Consider the following 26,432-nt stretch of genomic DNA (forward strand, 5'->3'; position numbering starts at 1 on the left):
CATGTCCGACGCTCTGTGGGCCGCCCGCGAAGGCGACGCGCTGATGCACACCTCGATGCTGGCCGACATCGTCGGGGGTGTGCTGGAAATCGCCGCCACGGTGGCCATCGGCGCCCTGGCCACCGCTGCCGTGGCGGCGGCATTCGGCCTGACCGTGGCCACCGGTGGCCTGGGTTGCTTCGTGCTGGGCGCAGTGGTCGGCCTGGTGGTCGGTGTGGTCATGGCCAAGACCGGCGCCGATACGGGCCTGAGCCGATTATGCGAGGGCATCGGCAATTTCCTGTTCCCGCCGTCGGTGCAGGCCAACATCATCAGTGGCTCGCCTAACACTCGCACCAACGGCAAGCGCGCGGCCCGTGCCGCCGGCGTCGTCACCGGCCCGCCGGCACCGCTGGAGCAGGCCGGCGCCGAGGCTGGCGAGGCGAAGGAAGAAACCTTCCTCGACATGGCAAAGGGCTTCTTCTCGCAGATGTGGCGGCCGACCGTAGCCACGCCCGCTGCCAATACCTTGCCAGCCCCGGACGACAAGGTACTGTGCAGCAAGCACCCGCCGATGCCACCGCAGTACCTGGCCGAGGGGTCCAGCAAAGTGCTGATCAATGGCCACCCGGCCTGCCGCAGCGGCGACCGCAGCACCTGCGAAGCGGTGATCGTCGATGGCGGCCTGGTGTCGAACAACGTGCGCATCGGTGGCGAGCCGATCGTGGTGCGCGAGATTCGCAGCGGCAAGACGCCGGGCATTGGCCTGGCAGTGACCGCGTTGATGCTGCTGCGCGGGCGTGGCGGCAAGTTCTACAGCAAGTTCGGCTGCATGCTGCTGGGTGGGGTGAGCAGTTTCGTCTCCGGGCAGGTTACCAATGCCATCGTTCAGGCAACGTCCGGCTCACCCAACCCGGTGCACGCGTCTACCGGGGCAAAGATCCTGTGCGGGCCCGACGAGCTGGATTTCAGCCTGCAGGCGCTGCTGCCCCTGGACTGGCAACGGCTCTACAACAGCCGCGACGAGCGCCGTGAAGGGCTGTTCGGCGCAGGTTGGAGCATCGAGTACGAGGTGTTCGTGCAACTGCACCTGGACGCCGATGGCAGCGAGCGCTTGTCGTTTACCGATGAACAGGCTCGGGTCATCGACATGGGCTACATTGCCCGCGCCGATGCCGTGTTCAGCGCCGGTGAAGGATTGAGCGTACGCCGCTCGCAACAGGACGAAATCCTGATCGAGGATATCGACAAAGGGCTGTACCGCCTGTTCCAGCCCTCCCCTGGAAAACCGGGCCACTGGCGCCTGAGCGCCATGGGTGACCGCAACGACAACCGCATCTATCTGGACTATGACGAAAGCGGGCGCCTGATCCGGCTGCGTGACACGTTCGACCTTGTACAGGTCGAGTTGCACTATGCGCCACAGTGGCCACAACGGGTCGCCCGCCTGGAACGTCGCCATGCCGATGGCGACCTGCAGTTGCTGGTCAGTTACCAGTACGACGCCTGTGGCGACCTGGCGGCAGTGTACGACAGCCAGGGCAGGCTGCGCCGCCGCTTTGTCTACGACGAACAACGGCGCCTGGTCGAGCATGAGAACGCTGCTGGTCTGCGCTGCTTCTACGAATGGGCATTGACCGAAGACGACTGGCGGGTGGTGCATTACAGGAGCAGTGGCGGTGATGAGTACCAGTTCGAGTACGACATCCCTGCGCGCACGACCCGGATCACCGATGGCTTGCAACGTGTCAGCACGCGACGCTGGAATGCCCAGTACCAGATCACCGAATACATTGATGCAGTCGGCGCGACCTGGCGGTTTGAATGGGACGACGAGCGTCAGTTGCTCGCAGCGGTCGATCCGATGGAAGGGCGCTGGCAGTACTTTTACGATGCTTCGGGCAACCTGACCCAGACCGTCGACCCGCTGGGGCGCAGCGAATCGACGCAGTGGCTGGAGCATTGGTCGCTGCCGCGCTCGACGATGGACCCGGCCGGCAACAGCTGGCAGTACCGCTATGATCCGCGCGGCAACTGTATCGGCGAAACCGACCCGCAAGGTAACGTCACGCAGTACCGCTACGACCACCGTGGCCAGCCGACCGAGATCATCGACCCCGCAGGGCATTCGCGAACCCTGCGCTGGAGCGACCTGGGACTGCTGCTGCAGGAAACCGACTGCTCCGGCCACATCACACGCTATCGTTATGACCGCAACGGCCATTTGCTGTCAGTGACCGATGCGTTGAGCGAACGTACCGAGTTCGAGTACGACAGCGATGGCCTTCTGCTTGGCGTGACACGGCCAGACGGTACCCGCGAAGGTTATCGCTACGATGAGGCAGGAAGACTGACGCAAGCGATCGACCCCGCTGGTGGTATCACCGCGTACCGCTTCGATGCCCGTGGTGTCCTGCTCCAGTCCATCGACCCGCAAGGACGCACGCTTGACTACCAGGTCGACCCCTACGGTCGACTGCTGTCGCTGACCAACGAAAACGGCGAGCACTTTTACTTCCGGTGGGATGCCGCCAATCGCCTGGTCCGCGAGCAGTTTCTCGATGGAACCGCCAGGGAGTACCGTCACGACCCGTTGCACAATGTGGTGCAGGTGGCCTACACCCCGACGCCCGGCAACAGCTCGGTCGAGCCGATCGTCCACCGCCTGGAACGTGATGCCCTGGGTCGTCTGATTACCAAGACGACCGCGGATGGCGTTACCACCTATGGCTACGATGAGCTCGACAACCTTACCGAGGTTCATTTCGACGATGCTGCCGGCAACAGCGAAACCCTGCAATTGTGCTTTGACGCGCTGGGACAACTGGTCGAGGAGCACAGTGGCAACGGCGTACTGCGCCATCGCTACGATGAGTTGGGCAACCTGTGCCGCACCCAGTTGTTCGATGGCCGCTGGATCAACCGCATGTACTACGGAAGCGGTCACCTGCACCAGATCAACCTGGACGGACATGTCATCAACGACTACGAACGCGATCGCCTGCACCGGGAAGTGCAGCGTACCCAGGGCGCGCTGCTCACACATCAGGAGTATGACCGCAACGGACGTTTGCGCACCCGCAGATGCAGGCCCGCCAGCCAACCCGTGCAATTACCCGCACCTTTCCAGCAACGCTTCGAATACGACCCGCGCGATGACCTGAACCGGCGCGTGCGGCAGGTAGCCGGCCAGGTGCAGCATGACCAGATCATCCAGCTTGATGCTGGTGGGCGCCTGATGGGCAGTCATGACATTGCCAACGGCAATCATGAAACCTACCGCTACGATGCCGCCGGCAACCTGCTGGATGCCACGGCCAATGCGCCAGTTCTGCACGACAGGTTGCTGGCGTACCAGGACAAGCGCTACCGCTACGACGCCTTTGGCCGCCTGGTGGAAAAGCGCAGCAGCCGGCGCGGCATACAGCATTTCAGCTACGACGCAGAGCACCGCCTGGTAGAGGTACGCACTCGCCAGGCAGGGCGGGAACGCAGTGTACGCATGCGTTACGATCCGCTCGGGCGGCGGGTGGAAAAAAGCGAACATGATGGTGCCGGGCAGCTGCTCGATCAGACGCGCTTTGCCTGGGACGGATTACGCCTGTTGCAGGAACAGCGCCATGGCCAGGTAAGCCTGTACCTGTACGAGGGTGACGGCTATGAGCCGCTGGCACGCATCGACGGCAGCGGGCCGAACCAGCAGGTGCTGCACTTCCATAATGACCTCGGGGGGCTCCCGGAGTGGCTGACCGATGAACAGGGACGCGTGGTATGGCAGGCCAGCTATCTGGGCTGGGGTTCTACCCTCGATGAGTCCCGCCAGGCCAGTTGCCTGCAGGAACAGAATCTGCGCTTCCAGGGGCAATACCTGGATCGGGAGACCGGGTTGCATTACAACACCTTCAGGTTCTATGACCCGGAGGTAGGCCGCTTTACCCAGCCTGACCCGATTGGCCTGTCTGGTGGTCACCAACTGTACCGGTATGCGCCAAACCCGGTGACATGGGTCGATCCATTAGGTTGGCTGACCTTGACCGGTTATACCAAGGGCGGTATCAAGCGAACCACCGAAGCCTGGCGCAGCAGGCATGGTCCGGCGTCAATGCGTGACCACCACATGATCCCGCAAGAAATGTGGCGAGAAGACCGCGATTTCCGTAACCAGATGAAAGCTGCCGGAATTCGCAACCCCAAACGCTACATCGACCAGCAGATCTCGCGCATTCCGAACGCATTCCACGCCGACATTCACGCCAAAGGTTGGAACGAGGACTGGAAGAAGTGGTTCAACAACAACGCGAACTTCACCAAGAAGGACCTGCAAAAGCAGATCAAGGTGATGATGCGCCAATACAATGTACCCAAGGCGACGAGGAACCATGTGCGTCGCTACGGCAAGAATGGCAAGGGCTGCGGAGGCTGACATGAACATCTATCACTTGGACAACGCGCCGACTCCCTGGGGAGACTGGGGCGCGGTACTGCTCCAGGGCATGATCGCCTGGGACGAAGATACCGATGTAGACAGCATCGAGCGGGCCGGCCCGTACACCCCGGCCGCCTACATACGTTCGGGTTCGCTGGTGCTCACCCAGCCGGTCAAGGAAGCCCTGGAAAAAAGCGGCCTGAAGGGGATCGGGCGTTACGAGCACCTGGAGAAGACCCATATCGTTCACATCGACTGGCTGCACTGGGATACCAGCAAGCCCATTACCGATTACCTCGATCTGGAAGGCGGGCCGAGCTCGATCATCGACTCCCTGCCGCATGACCCTGAGCTTGCCAAGCGCATGCCGGAGTACTGGCAGGTATTCGTGGTGGGCAAGCTCAACCTGCTCAAGGACCCACAGCATGAACCTGCCGACCTCGGCCAGTATCTCAAGGTGCTCAAGGCCGACGAGCAAGCCGATTTCTTCAAAGGGGATGTCTATCGTGGGTACTTCCTGAGCGAACGAGCCAAGGAGTGGCTGGAACATCAGTGCCCAGGTTGCTTTACATTCACCCTGCTCGGTTGAATCAGTCCAGCTGCCGAGCCCTCAGTTCCTGCGCCAGCATGTCAATGAAGGCGCGGACCTTGGCCGAACCGTACTTGCTCTCCCGGTGCAGTATATGGATTGGCCACGGCGCCTCTTCGTATTCGGCAAGGATCACCTGCAACTGCCCACTGGCCATCTCTTCCGCGACCTGATACGACAGCAGGCGGGCAATGCCCAACCCGCCGCTGGCAGCGGCGATTGCCCCGTCATTGCTGGTCACTGTCAAGCGAGGCTTCATGCGCACCAGAGTCGGCTCATCGGTTACTCCGAAACGCCAGCCGGCTCGCGGCGACAGGTTGGTGGTACCGATCACCGCATGCTCCGCCAGGTCGGACGGGTGCTTCGGCACCCCGTGGCGCGCCAGGTACTCGGGAGAGGCGCACAGCATGCGCCGGACCCTGCCCACCCGCAGTGCTTTGAGCCCGGAGTCAGGCAAGGGGCCGATACGAACAGCCACATCCATGCCCTCTTCGACCATGTTGACGATGCGGTCGAGGAAGTAGGCGGAAACGTCAACCTCGGGGTACTGCTGCAGGTAGTGGACGATGCACGGCATGACGAACTTCTTGCCGAACAGGATGGGCGCAGTGACGGCCAGGTCGCCCTTGGGCGTGGCGTTGATGCCGGCGGCGGCTTCGTTGGCCTCGTTGATGCTGGCGAGGATATGCCGGGTGTCTTCCAGGTAGCGGCCCCCGGCTTCGGTCAGGCGTACGCTACGGGTGGTGCGCAGCAGCAGCTTGACCCCCAGCTGATCTTCCAGGGCGCTGACGGCACGGGTGACCGCGGCTGGGGAGATGTCCAGGCGGCGGGCAGCGGCGGCGAAGCTTTCCAGCTCGCCTACGGCGACGAACACCTTCATCAGGTGGATCTGGTCCATGCGGGCTCCTGGGGCTATGAAGTACCGGAATTATCTTTCATCTGAGCGTTTTGGACAGGGGACCGAGCACGATCAGATATCCAGCACCAACGCCTGCCCCCCCTCCTCGACCCGGGCCGGCACGGCACAGCAGATCAGCACCGAGCCCGCCTCCGGCAGCTCGGCCGGCGGGGTCGGGTAATGCACCTGGCCACTGACCAACCGGGTCTTGCAGGTACCACACGACCCACCTCGGCAACTGAACTCCGGCGACAATCCGCGAGCCTCGGCCAGTTCCAGCAGCGTCCCGCTACCCGGCGCCCAGCGCGCCTCCTTGGCTGAAGCCGCAAAGTACACCGGTACCGGCTCGCTGGCAGCAGGTGGTTGCTGCAGGGTGGGCTGGTCATCGTCGGTGTGCCGCCGGAGCGTCGACGGGCCAAAGGCTTCGGCATGGATCCGCGCATCCGGCACATGCACCCCGCGCAGCCCTTCATACAGGTCCTGAGTAAAACTGCCCGGGCCGCACAGGTAGAAATCGTAGTCGTCCAGCGCCAGCGTCGCCTTAACCTGCTCGATACCCAGCCGACCGGCAAACTCGTAATCACGCCCCGCCAGTGCATCCTCTTCCGGCTGGCTCAGGGCGCGGTGCACGTGCAGCAGGCCGCCGGCCTGTTGCCGCAAGCTTGCCAGCTCCTCACGGAACGGCAGGTCGGCCAGGCTGCGTGCACCATGGAACAGATGAATGCGCCGTGCCTGACCCTTGCTCAACTGCTCGCGCAGCATGGCCAGTAACGGCGTGATACCCACACCCGCGCCAATCAGCACCAGCGGCCGTGTGCTCTGCTGGTCCAGTGTGAAGCTGCCCATCGGCGGGCGCACGTTCAGCACATCGCCTGCCACGACGCGCTCATGCAGGTGCCGCGAGGCCGGGCCCTGCGCTTTGACGCTGATGCGCAGATAACCGTCGGAAGGCGCGCTGGACAGGCTGTAGGTGCGGATCAGCGCCGCTTCGCCGTCGAGCTGGACTTGCACCGGAACATGCTGCCCCGGCGCAAAGGCCATTGCACTGCCAGCAGGAGGCTCAAGGTAGAACGAGCGGATATCACGGCTTTCCTGCTCCACCCGCAGCACACGCCAGGCCTGCCATTGGCGCTGCCGCTGGCGTTGCTGCAGGCGTATGTCGGCCTCGGCCCAGGTGCCGGTCATCAGGCTGGTCGGCGCGTACTCCTTGAAGGCCCAACGCAAGGAAACGGCAGCCGGGCGGCACACCACCTGCTCGATCTCCAGCGTCCACAAGCGCTCGGCACCTTCGAATGCCTGGATGGCGGGGCTGTCCAGCAGCAACTCGGCATGCCCGTATAGCTGCAACACGTTGCCGTTGCTGAAATCGATGAACAGCAACCCTGCTTGCGGGTTCACCAGCAGGTTGCCCAAGGTGTTGAAGTGCAGGTTGCCAGCATAGTCGGGAATGGTCAGGCGGTTGCCTTCGACCTTGATGAACCCGGGCCGCCCGCCACGGTGGGAGACATCCACCGAGCGCTGGCCGTCGTCATGCTCGACATAGCTGGCGACAAAGAAGGTGTCGGCTGCCTGGATCATGCTGACAGCCGAGGCATCGAGTGTCGTCGCATCGACACGCCCTTGGGCGGGTTCCGCGACACGGGTGTAGTCACGCAGCTGGATGTACTGCGGGCAGTTGCCAAAGGATTGCTCCACAGTCACCTGCAGTTGCCCATCGCCGGCCTGGCGGATCTGCCCGTTGAGGCGGTTGCGCCGGCGGGTGTGCAGTTCGATCCCCAGCAGGCCGACCGCCTGCCCGGCAGCCAGCCCCTGGGTAGCGGGATCGTCTGCTGGCAGTTGAGTGTCGATCGTCAGCTGGCGCGGGTCCGGCGAGCTGACGAAACCTTCCGGCCCTTCCAGCAGCGTTGCCCAGGGCCGCCCCAGTGCGTCCACACTGGCGGCGACCATGAACGGCAACTGGTGATAGAAAATACGATGCTGGTCGGGCATGTAGTCACGAATGACCTTCTGCCCGAACGCCTCCATGCGCTCCGCGACACCGACTTTTTCCTGCAGGGTCTTCTCCCCCGCATGCCAAGGCGAGGAGTGGTGGTCCGGGTTCTGTTGCATGGCGGCGTTCCTCGCTGTGGCGGGATGTCAGGCGCTGGTCTGCAGGCCGATCACGGTGCGTGGCATGGGCACGAAGCCCGGCAGCGCCTCGACCCGCGCAAGCCAGCTGCGTACGTTGGCATAGGGCTCCAGAGACACATTGCCTTCCGGTGCGTGGGCGATGTACGAGTAGTTGGCGATGTCTGCGATGGTCGGGGTACTACCCGCCAGGAAGGGTGCCTTGGCCAGTTCGGCGTCGATCACCTTGAGCAAGGTGTGGGCGCGGGTAATCACTTCATCGGTATTGAACGAAGCACCGAATACCGTCACCAGGCGGGCAGCGGCAGGGCCGAATGCCAGCGGGCCGGCAGCGATCGACAACCAGCGTTGTACGCGGGCGGCGGCGGCAGGTTCTTCGGGCAGCCAGGTGCCGTTGTCGTACTTCTTCGCCAGGTAGACGAGAATGGCGTTGGAATCGGCAATCACCGTGCCGTTGTCATCAATGACCGGCACCTGGCCGAACGGGTTCAGCGCCAGGAAGTCGGGCTGTTTGTGTGCACCTTTGGCCAGGTCGACAAAGACCAGCTCGGTGGGCAGCTTCAGCAGCGAAAGCATCAGCTCGATGCGGTGGGCGTGGCCGGACTTGGGGAAGTTGTAAAGCTTGATCGGGTTCGACATGGGCTTGGCTCCTGGTCAGCTCCGGGGTGGGCTGATGGAGCACATGCTGCACGGGTTCGCCTGGCAACAGAATCAGTGCGCCAGGGAAACCATAATTTCACATGGCGGAATAATCGTGGCACACGCGCCGGCCAGAGCCCCTGCAAGCGTCCGCCTCAGGGGCACCCGCTGGATTCAGTGCCGGTTGAAGTACCGGAATAATCCACGTGCAGCCTCGACCACCTTCGGTACGCAGGCCTGGATGTCCTCTTCGCTCATCTGGTCCAACAGCTCGAAGTTATCCTCCAGCCCATGCAGCGAAATGGCCTTGAGCAACTGATCCTGCTCCGCAGGCAGCGGCTCCCAGCCAGCGACCTGAGTGCCGCGCATGTAGCCAAAGCACCACTCCTCCATCACGACCACCGTGCCCTGCTCGCCTTCGCTTTCCTCGAACAATGGCTCGAACCGGTCGATGTCATCGCTCAGCTCTTCGGCTACCTGGTTGGCGTAGCGCAGCATCAACGCCGTATAGGCCTCTTCATGCGCCGGCTTCTTGAATTTCGGCACCTTGCCACCTGCCACCACGGGCAGCCATTGCTCCGGGGTGACGGTGACCGGCGAGCTGGCCAGCGCCGTGAAAAAGCCATTGAGCTCGGCCAGGTTCAGCACCGAGTAATCGTTGCCGTAGGTGATCAGCAGGTCTTCGAGGCGGTCGAGTTCTTTTTCGCTGAGGGCGGGTAGCATGGGTGGACATCCTGGGAAGCAAAAGTGTGTGCACCCTAGCACAGAACCGTCCAAGGGCTACCCGCGGTTGCAGAAACACGGGCAGCCAAGCGTCAACATAAAGGGGTTATTGCCATCAGCCGACAGCCACCGGATCGGGAAATACCGGTGACCGCCGGATAGGCATCAACTGGACTGTTACGCTTTACACCGCCAGCGCGCGCTCACGCAGCTCGCTGTTGAGGATGCGGTCGTTTTCGCTGTAATCGACCGGGCAGTCGATCACGTGCACGCCTGGGGTCTTGATGCAGTGCTCGAGCAGCGGCAGCAGGCCTTCTGCGCTTTCCACGCGGTGGCCGTTGGCACCATAGGCTTCGGCGTATTTGACGAAGTCCGGGTTGCCGTAGTCCAGGCCGAAATCGGTGAAGCCCATGTTCGCCTGCTTCCAGCGGATCATGCCGTAGCCGTCGTCACGCAGGATCACCACGGTGATGTGCATGCCCAGGCGTACCGCGGTTTCCAGCTCCTGGCTGTTCATCATGAAACCGCCGTCGCCACAAACCGAAATTACCGGGCGGTCCGGGTGCACCAGGTGCGCGGCCATGGCCGATGGCAAGCCGGCGCCCATGGTCGCCAAGGCGTTGTCCAGCAGCACGGTGTTCGGCTTGTGCGCCTTGTAGTTGCGGGCGAACCAGATCTTGTAGATGCCGTTGTCCAGGGCAACGATGCCTTCGGACGGCAGCACGCGACGGATGTCGGCGACCATGCGCTGCGGGTAGACCGGGAAACGGTCGTCATCGGCACCTTCGGCGATCTGCGCTTCGTTGGCTTCACGGATCGCCATCAGGCGGGTGAAGTCCCAGTGCGTGGTGTCGGTCAGCGCTTCGCTGATCTGCCATACGGCGTTGGCGATGTCGCCGATCACTTCCACCTGCGGGAAGTACACGGCATCGACTTCGGCAGAGCGGAAGTTGATGTGGATGACCTCGGTGCCGCCACGGACCATGAAGAACGGCGGCTTTTCGATCACGTCGTGGCCGATGTTGACGATCAGGTCGGCGGCTTCGACGGCGCGGTGCACGAAGTCACCCGACGACAGTGCGGCGTTGCCCAGGAAGCGTGGGTGACGCTCGTCGACCACACCTTTGCCCATCTGGGTGGTGATGAACGGAATGCCGGTCTTGTCGATCAGTTGCTTGAGGACCTTGGCGGTCATCTTGCGGTTGGCGCCGGCGCCGATCACCAGGATCGGGTTGCGGGCTTTCTGCAGTTTTTCCACGGCGGCTTCGATGGCCTTGTGCTCGGCCAGCGGGCGACGGCTCAGGCTAGGCGGAATCGGCAGGCTTTCGGTCTGCTCGGCAGCGATGTCTTCCGGCAGCTCCAGGTGGACCGCACCCGGCTTCTCTTCTTCGGCCAGACGGAAGGCTTCGCGCATACGGGCTGGGATGTTGTCGGCGGAAGCGAACTGGTGGGTGTACTTGGTGATGGGGTCCATCATGCCGCACACGTCGATGATCTGGAAACGGCCCTGCTTGGACTTCTTGATAGGCTTCTGGCCGGTGATCATCATCATCGGCATGCCGCCCAGGTAGGCGTAGGCGCTGGCGGTGACCAGGTTGGTGGCGCCAGGGCCGAGGGTCGACAGGCTGACGCCGGTCTTGCCGGTCAGGCGGCCATAGGTGGAGGCCATGAAACCTGCGGACTGCTCGTGACGGGTCAGCACCAGCTTGATCTTCGACTTGCGCAGGGATTCGAGCAGGTCGAGGTTTTCCTCACCGGGAATGCCGAACACATACTCGACACCTTCGTTTTCCAGGCATTGCACAACGACATCGGCGGCCTTGGCCATCTTGCTTGCTACCTCAAGTGATGGGACGGTGGAAGTCCGGAAATGCGCAGCACGGTACGCTGGCATCGCTCAGCACGGGGCCAGGAGTGCCCCGAACCAAAGTCTTGACGTAGGGTAGATACGGGAAAGTCACGTGAATGTGACAGGAATATTGTCGCAGCCTGGGTATTTTGCGGTCGGGCTGGGAGCGGACTGGTGCGCAAAACGGGCGAAGTGGTGGATGGCACCGGCTTTGCCGGTGTTCGCGGGTGAACCCGCTCCCACAGAGGGGGGTGCAGGCCTGGGATTGGTAGGCCAGAAAGACAAAACCCCTACCTGCATGTGCAGATAGGGGTTTTGCGAAATGAATCTTGACGATGACCTACTCTCACATGGGGAAACCCCACACTACCATCGGCGATGCATCGTTTCACTACTGAGTTCGGGATGGGATCAGGTGGTTCCAATGCTCTATGGTCGTCAAGAAATTCTGTTGCCAGAATGTCCAGATGGACAGCCCAGCGAATCCGGATATGCGATATTTGTGATGTTGCGAACTTTCGGTTCTTTCGTCTTCACCACCGCAATCTGCGCTAGCAAATTGCTTGGGTGTTATATGGTCAAGCCTCACGGGCAATTAGTATTGGTTAGCTCAACGCCTCACAGCGCTTACACACCCAACCTATCAACGTCGTAGTCTTCGACGGCCCTTCAGGGGATTCAAGATCCCAGTGAGATCTCATCTTGAGGCAAGTTTCCCGCTTAGATGCTTTCAGCGGTTATCTCTTCCGAACATAGCTACCCGGCAATGCCACTGGCGTGACAACCGGAACACCAGAGGTTCGTCCACTCCGGTCCTCTCGTACTAGGAGCAGCCCCTCTCAAATCTCAAACGTCCACGGCAGATAGGGACCGAACTGTCTCACGACGTTCTAAACCCAGCTCGCGTACCACTTTAAATGGCGAACAGCCATACCCTTGGGACCGGCTTCAGCCCCAGGATGTGATGAGCCGACATCGAGGTGCCAAACACCGCCGTCGATATGAACTCTTGGGCGGTATCAGCCTGTTATCCCCGGAGTACCTTTTATCCGTTGAGCGATGGCCCTTCCATACAGAACCACCGGATCACTAAGACCTACTTTCGTACCTGCTCGACGTGTTTGTCTCGCAGTCAAGCGCGCTTTTGCCTTTATACTCTACGACCGATTTCCGACCGGTCTGAGCGCACCTTCGTACTCCTCCGTTACTCTTTGGGAGGAGACCGCCCCAGTCAAACTACCCACCATACACTGTCCTCGATCCGGATAACGGACCTGAGTTAGAACCTCAAAGTTGCCAGGGTGGTATTTCAAGGATGGCTCCATGAGAACTGGCGTCCCCACTTCAAAGCCTCCCACCTATCCTACACAAGCAAATTCAAAGTCCAGTGCAAAGCTATAGTAAAGGTTCACGGGGTCTTTCCGTCTAGCCGCGGATACACTGCATCTTCACAGCGATTTCAATTTCACTGAGTCTCGGGTGGAGACAGCGCCGCCATCGTTACGCCATTCGTGCAGGTCGGAACTTACCCGACAAGGAATTTCGCTACCTTAGGACCGTTATAGTTACGGCCGCCGTTTACCGGGGCTTCGATCAAGAGCTTCGCTTGCGCTAACCCCATCAATTAACCTTCCGGCACCGGGCAGGCGTCACACCCTATACGTCCACTTTCGTGTTTGCAGAGTGCTGTGTTTTTAATAAACAGTCGCAGCGGCCTGGTATCTTCGACCGGCATGGGCTTACGGAGCAAGTCCTTCACCCTCGCCGGCGCACCTTCTCCCGAAGTTACGGTGCCATTTTGCCTAGTTCCTTCACCCGAGTTCTCTCAAGCGCCTTGGTATTCTCTACCTAACCACCTGTGTCGGTTTGGGGTACGGTTCCCAGTTATCTGAAGCTTAGGAGCTTTTCTTGGAAGCATGGTATCAACCACTTCGTCGCCTAAAGGCAACTCGTCATCAGCTCTCGGCCTTGAAATCCCGGATTTGCCTAAGATTTCAGCCTACCACCTTAAACCTGGACAACCAACGCCAGGCTGGCCTAACCTTCTCCGTCCCTCCATCGCAATAACTGGAAGTACAGGAATATTAACCTGTTTTCCATCGACTACGCTTTTCAGCCTCGCCTTAGGGACCGACTAACCCTGCGTCGATTAACGTTGCGCAGGAAACCTTGGTCTTTCGGCGTGCGAGTTTTTCACTCGCATTGTCGTTACTCATGTCAGCATTCGCACTTCTGATACCTCCAGCAAGCTTCTCAACTCACCTTCACAGGCTTACAGAACGCTCCTCTACCGCGTCATCAAAGATGACACCCGTAGCTTCGGTGCATGGTTTGAGCCCCGTTACATCTTCCGCGCAGGCCGACTCGACTAGTGAGCTATTACGCTTTCTTTAAAGGGTGGCTGCTTCTAAGCCAACCTCCTAGCTGTCTAAGCCTTCCCACATCGTTTCCCACTTAACCATGACTTTGGGACCTTAGCTGACGGTCTGGGTTGTTTCCCTTTTCACGACGGACGTTAGCACCCGCCGTGTGTCTCCCATGCTCGGCACTTCCAGGTATTCGGAGTTTGCATCGGTTTGGTAAGTCGGGATGACCCCCTAGCCGAAACAGTGCTCTACCCCCTGGAGTGATACATGAGGCGCTACCTAAATAGCTTTCGAGGAGAACCAGCTATCTCCGAGCTTGATTAGCCTTTCACTCCGATCCACAGGTCATCCGCTAACTTTTCAACGGTAGTCGGTTCGGTCCTCCAGTCAGTGTTACCTAACCTTCAACCTGCCCATGGATAGATCGCCCGGTTTCGGGTCTATACCCAGCGACTAAACGCCCTATTAAGACTCGCTTTCGCTACGCCTCCCCTATTCGGTTAAGCTCGCCACTGAATATAAGTCGCTGACCCATTATACAAAAGGTACGCAGTCACCTAACAAAGTAGGCTCCCACTGCTTGTACGCATACGGTTTCAGGTTCTATTTCACTCCCCTCTCCGGGGTTCTTTTCGCCTTTCCCTCACGGTACTGGTTCACTATCGGTCAGTCAGTAGTATTTAGCCTTGGAGGATGGTCCCCCCATATTCAGACAAAGTTTCTCGTGCTCCGTCCTACTCGATTTCATTGACAAGAGATTTTCGTGTACGGGGCTATCACCCACTATGGCCGCACTTTCCAGAGCGTTCCACTAATCTCAAATCAACTTAAGGGCTGGTCCCCGTTCGCTCGCCACTACTAAGGGAATCTCGGTTGATTTCTTTTCCTCAGGGTACTTAGATGTTTCAGTTCCCCTGGTTCGCCTCTTGCACCTATGTATTCAGTACAAGATACTCAGCTTGTGCTGAGTGGGTTCCCCCATTCAGAGATCTCTGGATCACAGTCTGTTTGCCGACTCCCCAAAGCTTATCGCAGGCTACCACGTCTTTCATCGCCTCTGACTGCCAAGGCATCCACCGTATGCGCTTCTTCACTTGACCATATAACCCCAAGCAATCTGGTTATACTGTGAAGACGACATTCGCCGAAAATTCGCATGTTGCTCTTTCGAGCAGAACTCACAAATTTTACCTTAGCCTGATTAACCAGCAGTGAAACTGGTCATCAGTCTATATCTATCACATATCCGAATTTTTAAAGAACGATCTGACAAAAGTCAGAAATCAACATTCGAAGCGAATGCTCATTTCTGAGTTTGATCAAGCAGTACAACAAAAGTGGTGGAGCCAAGCGGGATCGAACCGCTGACCTCCTGCGTGCAAGGCAGGCGCTCTCCCAGCTGAGCTATGGCCCCGCATATTGGTAGGTCTGGGCAGATTTGAACTGCCGACCTCACCCTTATCAGGGGTGCGCTCTAACCAACTGAGCTACAGACCTATATAGGGTCTTGATCGTCTTCAACCATGAATCAAGCAATTCGTGTGGGAGCTCATCAGCAGGCTGATGTCGTCGATTAAGGAGGTGATCCAGCCGCAGGTTCCCCTACGGCTACCTTGTTACGACTTCACCCCAGTCATGAATCACACCGTGGTAACCGTCCCCCCGAAGGTTAGACTAGCTACTTCTGGTGCAACCCACTCCCATGGTGTGACGGGCGGTGTGTACAAGGCCCGGGAACGTATTCACCGCGACATTCTGATTCGCGATTACTAGCGATTCCGACTTCACGCAGTCGAGTTGCAGACTGCGATCCGGACTACGATCGGTTTTGTGAGATTAGCTCCACCTCGCGGCTTGGCAACCCTCTGTACCGACCATTGTAGCACGTGTGTAGCCCAGGCCGTAAGGGCCATGATGACTTGACGTCATCCCCACCTTCCTCCGGTTTGTCACCGGCAGTCTCCTTAGAGTGCCCACCATAACGTGCTGGTAACTAAGGACAAGGGTTGCGCTCGTTACGGGACTTAACCCAACATCTCACGACACGAGCTGACGACAGCCATGCAGCACCTGTGTCAGAGCTCCCGAAGGCACCAATCCATCTCTGGAAAGTTCTCTGCATGTCAAGGCCTGGTAAGGTTCTTCGCGTTGCTTCGAATTAAACCACATGCTCCACCGCTTGTGCGGGCCCCCGTCAATTCATTTGAGTTTTAACCTTGCGGCCGTACTCCCCAGGCGGTCAACTTAATGCGTTAGCTGCGCCACTAAAATCTCAAGGATTCCAACGGCTAGTTGACATCGTTTACGGCGTGGACTACCAGGGTATCTAATCCTGTTTGCTCCCCACGCTTTCGCACCTCAGTGTCAGTATCAGTCCAGGTGGTCGCCTTCGCCACTGGTGTTCCTTCCTATATCTACGCATTTCACCGCTACACAGGAAATTCCACCACCCTCTACCGTACTCTAGCTCGCCAGTTTTGGATGCAGTTCCCAGGTTGAGCCCGGGGCTTTCACATCCAACTTAACGAACCACCTACGCGCGCTTTACGCCCAGTAATTCCGATTAACGCTTGCACCCTCTGTATTACCGCGGCTGCTGGCACAGAGTTAGCCGGTGCTTATTCTGTCGGTAACGTCAAAACAGCAAGGTATTAGCTTACTGCCCTTCCTCCCAACTTAAAGTGCTTTACAATCCGAAGACCTTCTTCACACACGCGGCATGGCTGGATCAGGCTTTCGCCCATTGTCCAATATTCCCCACTGCTGCCTCCCGTAGGAGTCTGGACCGTGTCTCAGTTCCAGTGTGACTGATCATCCTCTCAGACCAGTTACGGATCGTCGCCTTGGTGAGCCATTACCCCACCAACTAGCTAATCCGACCTAGGCTCATCTGATAGCGCAAGGCCCGAAGGTCCCCTGCTTTCTCCCGTAGGACGTATGCGGTATTAGCGTTCCTTTCGAAACGTTGTCCCCCACTACCAGGCAGATTCCTAGGCATTACTCACCCGTCCGCCGCTGAATCAAGGAGCAAGCTCCCGTCATCCGCTCGACTTGCATGTGTTAGGCCTGCCGCCAGCGTTCAATCTGAGCCATGATCAAACTCTTCAGTTCAATACTGCTTGGGTTTTTAAGAAACCCTAAACTTGGCTCAGCAATCTCAAATGACTATGTGATTTCTCGCATGGCCACTTGTGATGCTGATAATCTTTGTGGCTATCAGTCCGTACTCACAAGCACCCACACGAATTGCTTGATTCGATTTGTTAAAGAGCGTTTGGTTAAGAGCGTTTGGTCTCAACCGAGGCGCGCATTCTACGCTTTCCTCATTTGCTGTCAAGCGTTTATTTTGAAGTTTTTTACAACCGGTTTCTTTCGAAACCCTTAAACCTCAATAACTTACCGCTTGTCTCGAAGCGTTCAACGCTGCGAGGAGGCGAATAATACGCGCTTTGAGATCAGAGTCAACACCTTGATCTGAAAAAACTTTCTGCCAACGTTTTACTTCCGTCGGCAACTAATGAAAGCGCCGCGAATCTGTAGAGAAACCCCACCCAATGGAGCGTAGCGGCCATGAGCGATGCGCAAAGCGAGAAAACCCCGGGCCTGTCGGCGGACGAGGAGCAGGAAGTCAGCCTCAGTCAGCCGCCCCGAGCGGCAGTACTGCACGAGATCATTCGTTACCAAGGCGATCAGGAGCTGGAACGTACACTCGCCGCACTATGGTGGTCGGCACTCGCCGCGGGCTTGTCCATGGGGCTGTCGCTCATGGCCATGGGCCTGTTCTACGCCCGCCTGCCGGAGGGGGACAGCGCTCAGGTGGTCGCCAGCATCGGCTATAGCGCAGGCTTCCTTGCAGTGATACTGGCGCGTCAGCAGCTGTTCACCGAAAACACCCTGACCGCCGTGTTGCCGGTAATGACTGCCCCTACCCTGGCCAACTTCGGGCGCCTGCTTCGCCTTTGGAGCGTTGTACTGCTTGGCAACCTCGCCGGCACCTTGCTGGTGGCCTGGGTAATGCTGGAACTGCCGATCTTCGACAGCAAGACCGACGTGGCCTTCCTGGAGGTAGGCCGCAAGGTCATGAAGAACGATATCAGCCAGATGTTCGCCAAAGGCATCGTATCGGGGTGGATGATCGCCACCATGGTCTGGATGATCCCGTCGATGGAACACGCCAAGATCTGGATCATCCTGATGATCACCTACCTGATGGCCCTGGGAGACTTCACCCATATCGTGGTCGGCTCGGTCGAGGTGTCCTATCTGGTCTGGGCCGGCGATGAAACCTGGAGCAGCTTCTGGCTCGAGTTCGCCCTGCCGACACTGGCGGGCAACATCATCGGCGGCAGCTTCATCTTCGGCTTGATCAGCCATGCACAGGTGCGCAGCGACAGCGGCAAACCGCCCTCACGGCTACTGAAAGAGGACCAGCTACCCTCCCCGCGCCGCAACAACGGCAACAAATGAACTTCAGCGTGCCGCTACCACGCGCTCGTTCGCCTGGCCGCGCGGACGCACAGGCCGCGGCTGCCACCAGTTCTGCCCGGCGTGCGGAGAATCAAGACTGACGCGCTCTCCCATCTGCGGTGTGCTCAGGCGCACCTGTGCCTGGTTGGCCAGCGCCAGGATGCGCTCGAAGGGCTCCTGCCAGCCGTGGATGGACAGGTCGAAGGTGCCATTGTGAATCGGCAACAGCCAGCGCCCGCGTAGATCCAGATGAGCCTGCAGGCTCTGCTCCGGCTGCATGTGCACATCGGGCCAGGCGACATTGTAGGCCCCGGTCTCGATCAGGGTCAGGTCGAACGGCCCGAATCGCTCGCCAATCTGCTTGAACCCATCGAAGTAGCCGGTATCACCACTGAAGAATACCCGCACATCCTCGTCGACGATCACCCAAGACGCCCACAAGGTCCGGTTGCTGTCCAGCAGCCCACGCCCGGAAAAGTGCTGGGCGGGGGTGGCGACAAAGCGCACGCCCTCGACCTCGCTTTCCTGCCACCAATCCAGCTGCCGCACCTTTGCCGGAGCTACGCCCCAGCTCATCAGCAGGTTGCCTACGCCCAGCGGGGCCAGGAACACACTCGTGCGCGGTGACAGTTGGCGAATCGCCTGTTCGTCCAGATGATCGAAGTGATCATGGGACAGTACCACCGCAGCCAACGGCGGCAACTGGTCCAGCGCCAGGGGCGGCGCATGGAAGCGCAGTGGGCCGGCCCACTGCACCGGCGAGGCACGCTCGGCGAACACCGGGTCGGTAATAAAGAAGCGCCCGCGCAACTTGAGCAATACCGTGGAATGGCCAAGGCGCCACAGGCTGCGGTCAGGTGCGTCAAGCACCTGCTGGCGGGTCATGGGCTGGAGGCTGACCGGTGTGGTCGGCCGGGTCTCCGGCGGCTTGCGCAGGAACAGGTACTTGAGCCCGATGCGCAGCTTCTTCAATACGCCATCCGGTGGCAATGACGCCTGATTGTGAAAACGCCCTTCCCGCTGGGGCGCCGGCTCGCCGGCAAAGTTGGCCAAAGGGACCATCAGCAACACTCCTAGCAACAGGAAAGCGTTCATGCTACCTCACAGTGATCGGATCAACCGTGAATTGGCTTGTAAGGTCATTTTTCGTTGATGAAACACTGTTCAACAATATTCATGCGAGTTATGCGATAAACGGTGCTTCAGCAGAAGAACGATGACCAATATGGATAAACGCAGCGGCAAAGGACTTTCATTCGCCAAACGCATCTACCTGCCGCGTGCCATCGGCCTGGGGATCGGCCTGTTCAGCGTCATGGCCGCCATTGCGCCGCTGTCACCGCCCACATGGGCATGGCTGCTGCTACTGTTCAACGGCTTGTTGTGGCCGCATGTGGCCTACCTGTGGGCCACCCGTTCGGCCGGGCCCTATCAGGCAGAACAGCGCAACCTGGTACTGGACTCCCTGATGGGTGGGTTCTGGACCGCCGCCATGCATTTCAATCCATTGCCCAGCGTGACAGTGCTGTCGATGATGACCATGAACAACGTCGCCGCCGGCGGCAAACGCTTGGTCGTTCGCGGGGTGCTGGCCCAGCTGGCGGGCATGCTCGTCGCCATCCTGCTGCTGGGCCCCGGGCTGCAACTGAACGCGACGCCACTGCAGGTCTATGCCTGCCTGCCGATGCTGACCCTATACCCGCTGGCGCTGGGCTGGGTCTGCTACAAGTTGGCGATCAAGCTGGCCGACCACAAGCGCCGGCTGAGCGCCCTGAGCCTCACCGACAGCCTGACCGGCCTGCTCAACCACGGCGCCTGGAAGGACCTGCTGCTGCTGAAGTTCCAGGCTTGCCAGCAGCAACACGAGCACGCGGTGATTGCCCTGATCGACATCGACCACTTCAAGACCATCAACGACACCTTCGGCCACGTGGTCGGCGATTGTGTGCTGCGCCAGCTCGGCGCCGAGGTGCGGCACAATCTGCGCGAAGGCGACCAGGCCGGTCGCTACGGCGGTGACGAATTCTGCGTGATCCTGCCAGATACAAGCGAAGCCCAGGCCTGCCAGGCCATGGAGCGCCTGCGCGAGCGGGTCGCCAACTACCGCAACCCGCAATTGCCGCACCTGCGCATCAGCCTGAGTATCGGCCTTTCGGCATTCGAGGCCGACCTGGAGTCACCCGAGCACTGGCTCGAACAGGCGGACAAGGCGCTTTACACTGCCAAGCATGCGGGGCGCGACCAGGTCAATTTTGCCCGCAGCGACGCTGCGGCGCTCAGGCTGGCCTATCCTGATTGAACCTCCTTCCTGACTGACTGGCGGGAGGCTGCCTGAAGGAGCCGCTCGCGCATGGCCAGGACCGCCAACCTCCCACCCGCCAGCCCTGCACCGCGCTTCCAGGTGCGTCGACTGATCGCCGGTTTCAGCGCAATTTTCGGCCTGGCCTGCCTGGTCATCCTCGGCGCCCTGTTCAATATCGCAGGTACTCTTGACCATCAGGAGCGCCAGCGCAGTGCCTCTCAGGCAAACAAGGCGCTGGAGCAACGGCTGCTAGCCTCGCGCCAGTTCCTGTCCAGCTACGCCGTGTGGGATGCCGCCTTCGAACACCTGGCGGGCCAGGCCGACTGGAAATGGGCCTATGAAGAAAAGAACGTGGGCGAGTCGCTGTACAGCGCCAGCGGCTATGAAGGCGTGTTCGTGGTGGAGGACGCACGTACCACCTACGGCTTGTTCAAAGGCAAGCCTACCCAGGCGGCGGCCGGTATTTATATTGATGCAGCGCTGCAGCCAATCATCGACCAGGCCCGGGCGGCGGCCATCACCCGTGAACAGATCACCCAATTCGTCCTGTTCAACGGCTGGCCGGCAGTGCTCAGTGCCGCGGCGGTACGCCCGGACCGGGATGTGACCGATAGCGAGGTGCGCCAGGCACCGGTGATGCTGTTCGTCGACCAGCTCACCGAGGAAAAACTGGCGCTGTTGAGCAGCAATGCCGGCCTGACCGGCATGCATGTGGAAAACGATGATGCGGGGGAGCACGGCCACCTGCGCATCGACCTCGGCGATACCGGCTACCACTTGTCCTGGAGCAGCCCGCTGCCGGGGCATCAGCTGCTGCGGGCAGTGTTGCCGCCGCTGGCGGGTGCCTTGCTGATACTCGGCCTGGTCATGCTGTACCTGTTCCGCCATGCCTTGCGCAGTTCGCGGGCGATAGACCTCACGCTCGCCGATCTGCAGCAGAGCAACCAGGCCCTGGAGGCCAGTGAACAACGTTTTCGCGCGGTGGCCGAGTCGGCCTCCGACTGGATCTGGGAAACCGATCGACAACAACGCCTGACCTACCTTTCGCAACGCTTTGTCAACGTCACTGGCTACTCGGTGGACGACTGGCTCGGCCACCCGCTCAATCAGTTGCTGGCCTGCGATACCACGCCGCTCTCGCCGTGGCTGGATGCCCTGGCCGTGGCCGATCCGCAACAACTGGCCAACTTGCGCTGCACCTACCGCGACCAGAATGGCCAGAGCCGCTACTGCCGGATTTCGGCCCGTGCCATCTGGTACGACGGCAAGCCTGTGGGATTTCGCGGCACCGCCAGCGACATCACCGATGAAGTCGACGCTCATGCGCGCATCCAGCACCTTTCGCTGCACGACCCGCTGACCGGGCTGGCCAACCGTAACAAGCTCGCCCGGCATCTCGAGCAAGCCCTGTTGCGCGGCAGTGATTCACCGCCACTGACCTTGCTGCTGCTGGACCTGGACAATTTCAAGCCTATCAACGACTCCCTTGGCCATACCGCCGGCGACGCCGTGCTGCAGGAGGTAGCGACCCGCCTGCGCGACAGCACCCGCGATGGCGACCTGGTCGCGCGCCTGGGCGGCGACGAATTCCTCCTGGTGCTCGGCGGCATGGACAACCGCAGTGAGATCGACCGTTTCTGTGCCCGCCTGATCGCCCTGCTGCAGCAACCGATCATCTTCGACAACCAGCCGCTGCACGTCGGCGCCAGCATCGGTGTCGCCCAGACCCGTACCCAGGGCTTCGATGCCGGTGAGCTGATCCGCTGCGCTGATATCGCCCTGTACCAGGCCAAGGCCGATGGCAAGAACACCTGGCGTTATTTCGCTACCGAAATGAACCAGCAGATCCAGTACCGCCGCCAACTGGAGAACGACATGCGGCGGGCCCTGCGCAACCAGGAGTTCGAGCTGCACTACCAGCCGCGCTACCGCCTCAGCGACCTGCGCATCGTCGCGGTCGAGGCTTTGCTGCGCTGGCAGCATCCGCAGGAGGGGTTGCTGGGGCCGGACACCTTCATTCCGTTGGCCGAACAGAGTGACATCATTGTTGCGCTGGGCCGCTGGGTGCTGCGCGAAGCCTGCCGCACTGCCCATGACTGGCCTGCCGATGTACTGATTTCCGTGAACCTGTCACCGGCGCAGTTCCTGCGTAGCGATGTGGTGGCCGATGTACGCGAGATCCTGCTGGAAACCGCCTTCCCTGCTCAGCGCCTGGAGCTGGAAATTACCGAGAACGTGATGCTCAACGACATCGAAGGCGCGCTGGGCACCATGCTGTCGCTCAAGGAGCTGGGCGTACGCCTTAACATGGACGACTTCGGCACCGGCTACTCGTCGCTGGGCTACCTGCGCACCTACCCGTTCGACAGCATAAAGATCGACAAACGCTTCATCGGCGGGCTGAACAACACCGCCGGCAGCGACCGCGCCGTGGTCCAGGCCATCATCAACCTGGGCGAAGCGATGGGGCTGACGGTGACTGCCGAAGGGGTGGAAAGCGAGCAGCAGCTCAGGGCACTGCAGAAGGACCGTTGTCATGAAGTGCAGGGCTATTACCTGAGCAGGCCGCTGGACAGTGCGGCGCTCGAGGCGTTGCTGCAGCAGGCATCTCAGCGTTCGACACCCTCCCTGTAGCGCGTGGAGGTAACCGTCTTGTCCAGGTTTGATACTTGCACACCCCCTGTGGGAGCGGGTTCACCCGCGAAGAATGCGACGCGGTATATGGCACCGGCTTCGCCGGTGTTCGCGGGTGAGCCCGCTCCCACAGTGATCGTCCAGGTTTTCGGTATTCGAGCGAGGCAGTTACTCCGCTATTACAGAGCGGACTTCCGCTGCAAACTGCGCTCTGCCACGATTTCCGGCAGGTCGCGCCGGCGCAGGTAGGTGCGCAGCGGTTCACCGATGTTCAAACGGTCATCCACATGCTGCTCCAGCAACAGCGCCAGCCGTTCGCGGCACAGGGCCATGCGCTGCCCTTGCTCGGGCCGCCAGACAAACTCGCAGCAGGGCGTGATGCTGGCATCGGCCACATCCATGCCGAACGAATCTTCGGAAAAACGCACGATATGCGCACCGCGCTTGCCATGAAAACCGACAAAGCCCTTGAGCTGGTCGGCTGCGTTGCAGATGTCCTGGGAAGTGATGGCCATGACGTAACCTCGCAATTCAATCGGAAGATACGCACGCCAGGCGGGGAGAGGTTGCCTCTGCCGGGCAACTCGTGACCGGCAGCCTAACGCAAGCCGTGGCACAGGCGCCACGCTTTTCATCGATCAGCGGCCACCGTCAACCTGCGAATGCAGCACCTCGCCCAACCACTGCATGAACGCCTGCACCCTACGTGGCACGTGTCGTTGCCGGGCATACAGCAGTGACACGGGCATGGCCGGGGCCTGCCAGCCTTCCAGTACCGAAACCAGCTCACCGCGCTGCAGGTGTTCGGCCACGCCCACAGCTGGCACCTGGATCAGCCCCAGCCCTGCCAGGCAGGCCGCCGAGTAAGCCTCGGCATTGTTGACCGTGACCACACCGGCCATGGCCTGGAAGTGCAGTTCACCGTCCTGCAGGTATTCGAAACCGGTACTGCGCCCCCCCAGGGTACGCACGTAATGCACCAGATGGTGCTCGGCCAGGTCCTGCAGGGTGCGCGGCACGCCATGGCGGGCAAGGTAGGCTGGGCTGGCACAGTTGCGCATGCTCAGTTGCCCGACCGGGCGCGCCACCACGTCCATGTCATGCAGGGCACCAATGCGCATCACACAATCGAAGCCTTCACGCAGCAGGTCGACCTGGCGATCGGTGCAACTGAGCTCCACCTCCAAACGCGGGAAACGCTGTAGAAACTGCGGCAGCGCCGGGATGATGACCCGGCGGGCCATCATGGTCGGCAGGTCGACCCGCAGGCGCCCGGCAAGCTCGGCATCGTCGGCGCAAAACAGGCTCTCGATCTCATCCATCCCCGACAGCAGGTTCTTGCTGCGCTCGTAAAGCAAGGCGCCATCCTGGGTTGCCTGCACCCGGCGGGTGGTGCGGTTGAACAACTGCGTACCCAGCAAACGCTCCAGCGCCCTGACCTGCTCCGACACGGTCGAACGGGGCAGCCCCAGGCTCTCGGCAGCCAAGGTGAAACTGCTGACCTCACTGACACGCACAAAGGTGCGCAACAACTCCAGCTTGTTCACTTGAACCTCGTCTATCCGGTTTTACCGAACAGTATTTCCATATTTGCTGGATTTAACAGCACAACCACGACCAATAGCCTGTACTCATCAGCCCACCATGAGGTTTTCACCATGACTCGCAAGATTGCCCTGATCACTGGCGCCAGCCGCGGCCTGGGCCGCAACACTGCCGAACACCTGGCCGCACGCGGTATCGATGTCATCGGCACCTACCACAGCAAGGCCGAGGAAGCCCAGGCCGTGGCCGCGCGGCTGGAGCAGGCCGGGGTCAAGGCCGCCATGCTGCAACTGGACGTCAGCGACAGCGCCAGCTTTGCCGCCTTCGCCGAACGCCTTGGAGCAACATTGCAGCAACACTTCGGTCGCGAGCGTTTCGACTTTCTGGTGAACAATGCCGGGATCGGCTTGAACGTGCCATACACCGAAACCAGCGAGGCGCAGTTCGACCAGTTGCTGAATATCCAGCTGAAAGGGCCGTTCTTCCTCACACAGCGCCTGCTGCCGCTGCTGGTCGACAATGGCCGCATCGTCAACATTTCCACCGGCCTGGCGCGCTTTGCGCTGCCGGGGTACGCCGCCTATGCCTCGATGAAGGGAGCGATGGAGGTGCTGACCCGCTACCAGGCCAAGGAACTGGGGGCGCGTGGCATCCGCGTGAACATTCTGGCGCCGGGCGCGATCGAGACTGATTTTGGCGGTGGCGTGGTGCGCGACAACCGCCAGGTGAATGAATACATTGCCGGCAACACGGCGCTGGGGCGGGTGGGCTTGCCGGATGATATCGGAGCAGCGATTGCGCTGTTGCTGGAAGATGGCAATGGCTGGATCAACGGGCAACGGCTGGAGGTTTCAGGCGGGATGTTCCTCTGAGGTCAGTTTTTCCGGGGCCGCTTTGCGGCCCATCGCGACGCAAGGCCGCTCCTAAAAGAATACGCAATCGCACGGGGAATACGCGATCGCCTGTAGGAGCGGCCTTGTGTCGCGATGGGCTGCCCAGCAGCCCCCTTGGCCCTCACGGCCGATTCTGCTCCTCATGCACCTGCACACTGGCCGTCATTCCCGCACTCAGGGTCACCCCCTCCGGCACCTGGTCCAGGCGAATCCTCACCGGTATCCGCTGCGCCAGGCGCACCCAGTTGAAGGTCGGCTCAACCTCCGGCAGCAACTGGCTGTCCGGGTTGCTGTTGCGGTCGGTGATACCACGGCTGATGCTCTCCACATGCCCTTGCATCGGCTCGCCCGCGCCCATCAGCCAAACCTTTACCGCATCCCCCACGCGAATGCGCGGCAGCTTGGTTTCCTCGAAATAGGCCTGGATATAGAAGGTTGAATCGTCCACCAGGGCCATCACCGACTCCCCGGTGTTCACATAGTTGCCCTCGGCCAGGCGCAGGTTGGTGATGTGCCCGCTACGCGGTGCACGCACCTCACTGCGCGCCAGGTTGATTTTGGCAACCTGCAATTGTGCCTCGGCCTCGTGCAACTCACCGCGGGCGATGGCCGCATTGATCTGGGCGTTTTCCCGCAATTCGGCACTGATCGCCTCCGGCCCCAGGGCAGTACGCCGGGCTGCTTCACGCTCGCGCAGGCGCAGTTGTTGGGTACGTGTCTCGGTCACTGCGCTGGCCTGGTCGAAGGCAGCCTGGAAGCGTTCGCGGTCGATGCTCATCAGCAGGTCGCCAGCCTTGACCTGCTGGTTGTCACGGACTTTCAGCTCGCGCACCCAGCCGGATACATCAGGAGCGATCACCACCACATCCGCACGCACACGGGCATCGCGGGTCCAGGGGGTGAGCATGTAGTACTGCCATAACTGATAGCCGGCAAACACGGCAAGGGCTACCACACACAAGGTGATCAGGGTACGTACGGCCGCACGCATCGAA

15 protein-coding genes, 2 tRNA genes and 3 rRNA genes are annotated in these 26,432 nt (G+C 60.5%); 6 read left to right on the plus strand and 14 right to left on the minus strand.

Annotated elements, in window-relative coordinates; translation table 11 throughout:
* Position 1 precedes the first annotated feature (1 nt).
* Both V3314_RS24065 and V3314_RS24070 read left to right on the plus strand, forming a co-directional pair.
* Positions 2-4,402, plus strand: coding sequence for an RHS repeat-associated core domain-containing protein (locus tag V3314_RS24065; RefSeq protein WP_135002617.1), 4,401 nt, complete (start codon positions 2-4; stop codon positions 4,400-4,402).
* Position 4,403: 1 nt separating this feature from the next.
* Positions 4,404-4,994: a hypothetical protein gene (locus V3314_RS24070; RefSeq protein ID WP_196183442.1), complete on the plus strand. Its 591-nt coding sequence runs from the start codon at positions 4,404-4,406 to the stop codon at positions 4,992-4,994.
* A 1-nt stretch (position 4,995) separates the two neighbouring features.
* Here the strand turns inward: V3314_RS24070 and V3314_RS24075 are convergent, their stop codons facing one another.
* From V3314_RS24075 to V3314_RS24120, 10 genes are all read right to left on the minus strand, one after another.
* On the minus strand, positions 4,996-5,892 hold the full coding sequence (locus V3314_RS24075; RefSeq protein ID WP_338459728.1) for a LysR family transcriptional regulator: 897 nt from the start codon (positions 5,890-5,892) through the stop codon (positions 4,996-4,998).
* Between the two features lie 72 nt (positions 5,893-5,964).
* Entirely contained in the window at positions 5,965-8,001 is a 2,037-nt protein-coding gene (locus V3314_RS24080) for a pyridoxamine 5'-phosphate oxidase family protein (protein ID WP_338459729.1), read from the minus strand.
* Between the two features lie 27 nt (positions 8,002-8,028).
* Entirely contained in the window at positions 8,029-8,658 is a 630-nt protein-coding gene (locus V3314_RS24085) for a glutathione S-transferase (RefSeq protein ID WP_046616256.1), read from the minus strand.
* A gap of 174 nt (positions 8,659-8,832) precedes the next feature.
* Positions 8,833-9,381: a UPF0149 family protein gene (locus V3314_RS24090; RefSeq protein ID WP_046616257.1), complete on the minus strand. Its 549-nt coding sequence runs from the start codon at positions 9,379-9,381 to the stop codon at positions 8,833-8,835.
* A 184-nt stretch (positions 9,382-9,565) separates the two neighbouring features.
* Complete coding sequence (locus V3314_RS24095; protein ID WP_338459730.1) at positions 9,566-11,209, minus strand: acetolactate synthase large subunit; 1,644 nt, start codon at positions 11,207-11,209, stop codon at positions 9,566-9,568.
* A 348-nt stretch (positions 11,210-11,557) separates the two neighbouring features.
* A 5S ribosomal RNA gene (rrf, locus tag V3314_RS24100) occupies positions 11,558-11,673 on the minus strand.
* A gap of 131 nt (positions 11,674-11,804) precedes the next feature.
* Positions 11,805-14,696, minus strand: a 23S ribosomal RNA gene (locus V3314_RS24105).
* A gap of 238 nt (positions 14,697-14,934) precedes the next feature.
* Positions 14,935-15,010, minus strand: a tRNA-Ala gene (locus tag V3314_RS24110).
* A gap of 6 nt (positions 15,011-15,016) precedes the next feature.
* Positions 15,017-15,093: transfer RNA gene (locus V3314_RS24115), tRNA-Ile, on the minus strand.
* A gap of 77 nt (positions 15,094-15,170) precedes the next feature.
* Positions 15,171-16,707, minus strand: a 16S ribosomal RNA gene (locus V3314_RS24120).
* The 16S, 23S and 5S rRNA genes sit together here with 2 tRNA genes alongside, the layout of an rRNA operon.
* Before the next feature lie 459 nt (positions 16,708-17,166).
* Between V3314_RS24120 and V3314_RS24125 the strand changes: the two genes are divergently transcribed.
* A complete protein-coding gene (locus V3314_RS24125; protein WP_196188568.1) occupies positions 17,167-18,063 on the plus strand; it encodes a formate/nitrite transporter family protein in 897 nt (298 codons plus the stop codon).
* A gap of 3 nt (positions 18,064-18,066) precedes the next feature.
* Here the strand turns inward: V3314_RS24125 and V3314_RS24130 are convergent, their stop codons facing one another.
* A complete protein-coding gene (locus V3314_RS24130) occupies positions 18,067-19,158 on the minus strand; it encodes an MBL fold metallo-hydrolase (RefSeq protein ID WP_135001618.1) in 1,092 nt (363 codons plus the stop codon).
* A gap of 130 nt (positions 19,159-19,288) precedes the next feature.
* Here V3314_RS24130 and V3314_RS24135 point away from each other — a divergent pair, with 130 nt between their 5' ends.
* Both V3314_RS24135 and V3314_RS24140 read left to right on the plus strand, forming a co-directional pair.
* Positions 19,289-20,362 carry a diguanylate cyclase gene (locus V3314_RS24135; protein ID WP_196188578.1) on the plus strand — a complete coding sequence of 358 codons (1,074 nt, stop codon included), beginning with the start codon at positions 19,289-19,291 and terminating at the stop codon, positions 20,360-20,362.
* A 51-nt stretch (positions 20,363-20,413) separates the two neighbouring features.
* The gene (locus tag V3314_RS24140; RefSeq protein WP_338459731.1) at positions 20,414-22,999 is read left to right on the plus strand and encodes an EAL domain-containing protein; all 2,586 of its coding nucleotides are present in this window, start codon (positions 20,414-20,416) and stop codon (positions 22,997-22,999) included.
* A 179-nt stretch (positions 23,000-23,178) separates the two neighbouring features.
* On the opposite strand, the gene V3314_RS24145 is transcribed toward V3314_RS24140, so the two are convergent.
* Both V3314_RS24145 and V3314_RS24150 read right to left on the minus strand, forming a co-directional pair.
* Positions 23,179-23,514 carry a DUF2025 family protein gene (locus V3314_RS24145; RefSeq protein WP_085601528.1) on the minus strand — a complete coding sequence of 112 codons (336 nt, stop codon included), beginning with the start codon at positions 23,512-23,514 and terminating at the stop codon, positions 23,179-23,181.
* 123 nt (positions 23,515-23,637) lie between these two features.
* On the minus strand, positions 23,638-24,546 hold the full coding sequence (locus V3314_RS24150; protein ID WP_108481881.1) for a LysR family transcriptional regulator: 909 nt from the start codon (positions 24,544-24,546) through the stop codon (positions 23,638-23,640).
* Between the two features lie 111 nt (positions 24,547-24,657).
* Between V3314_RS24150 and V3314_RS24155 the strand changes: the two genes are divergently transcribed.
* A complete protein-coding gene (locus tag V3314_RS24155; protein WP_046614710.1) occupies positions 24,658-25,416 on the plus strand; it encodes an SDR family oxidoreductase in 759 nt (252 codons plus the stop codon).
* A 142-nt stretch (positions 25,417-25,558) separates the two neighbouring features.
* On the opposite strand, the gene V3314_RS24160 is transcribed toward V3314_RS24155, so the two are convergent.
* Entirely contained in the window at positions 25,559-26,428 is an 870-nt protein-coding gene (locus tag V3314_RS24160) for an HlyD family secretion protein (RefSeq protein ID WP_085601530.1), read from the minus strand.
* Positions 26,429-26,432 lie beyond the last annotated feature (4 nt).

This window comes from Pseudomonas sp. TE3-3-F2023 (assembly GCF_036784815.1).
In the GTDB taxonomy this organism is placed as follows: Bacteria; Pseudomonadota; Gammaproteobacteria; order Pseudomonadales; family Pseudomonadaceae; genus Aquipseudomonas; species Aquipseudomonas pudica.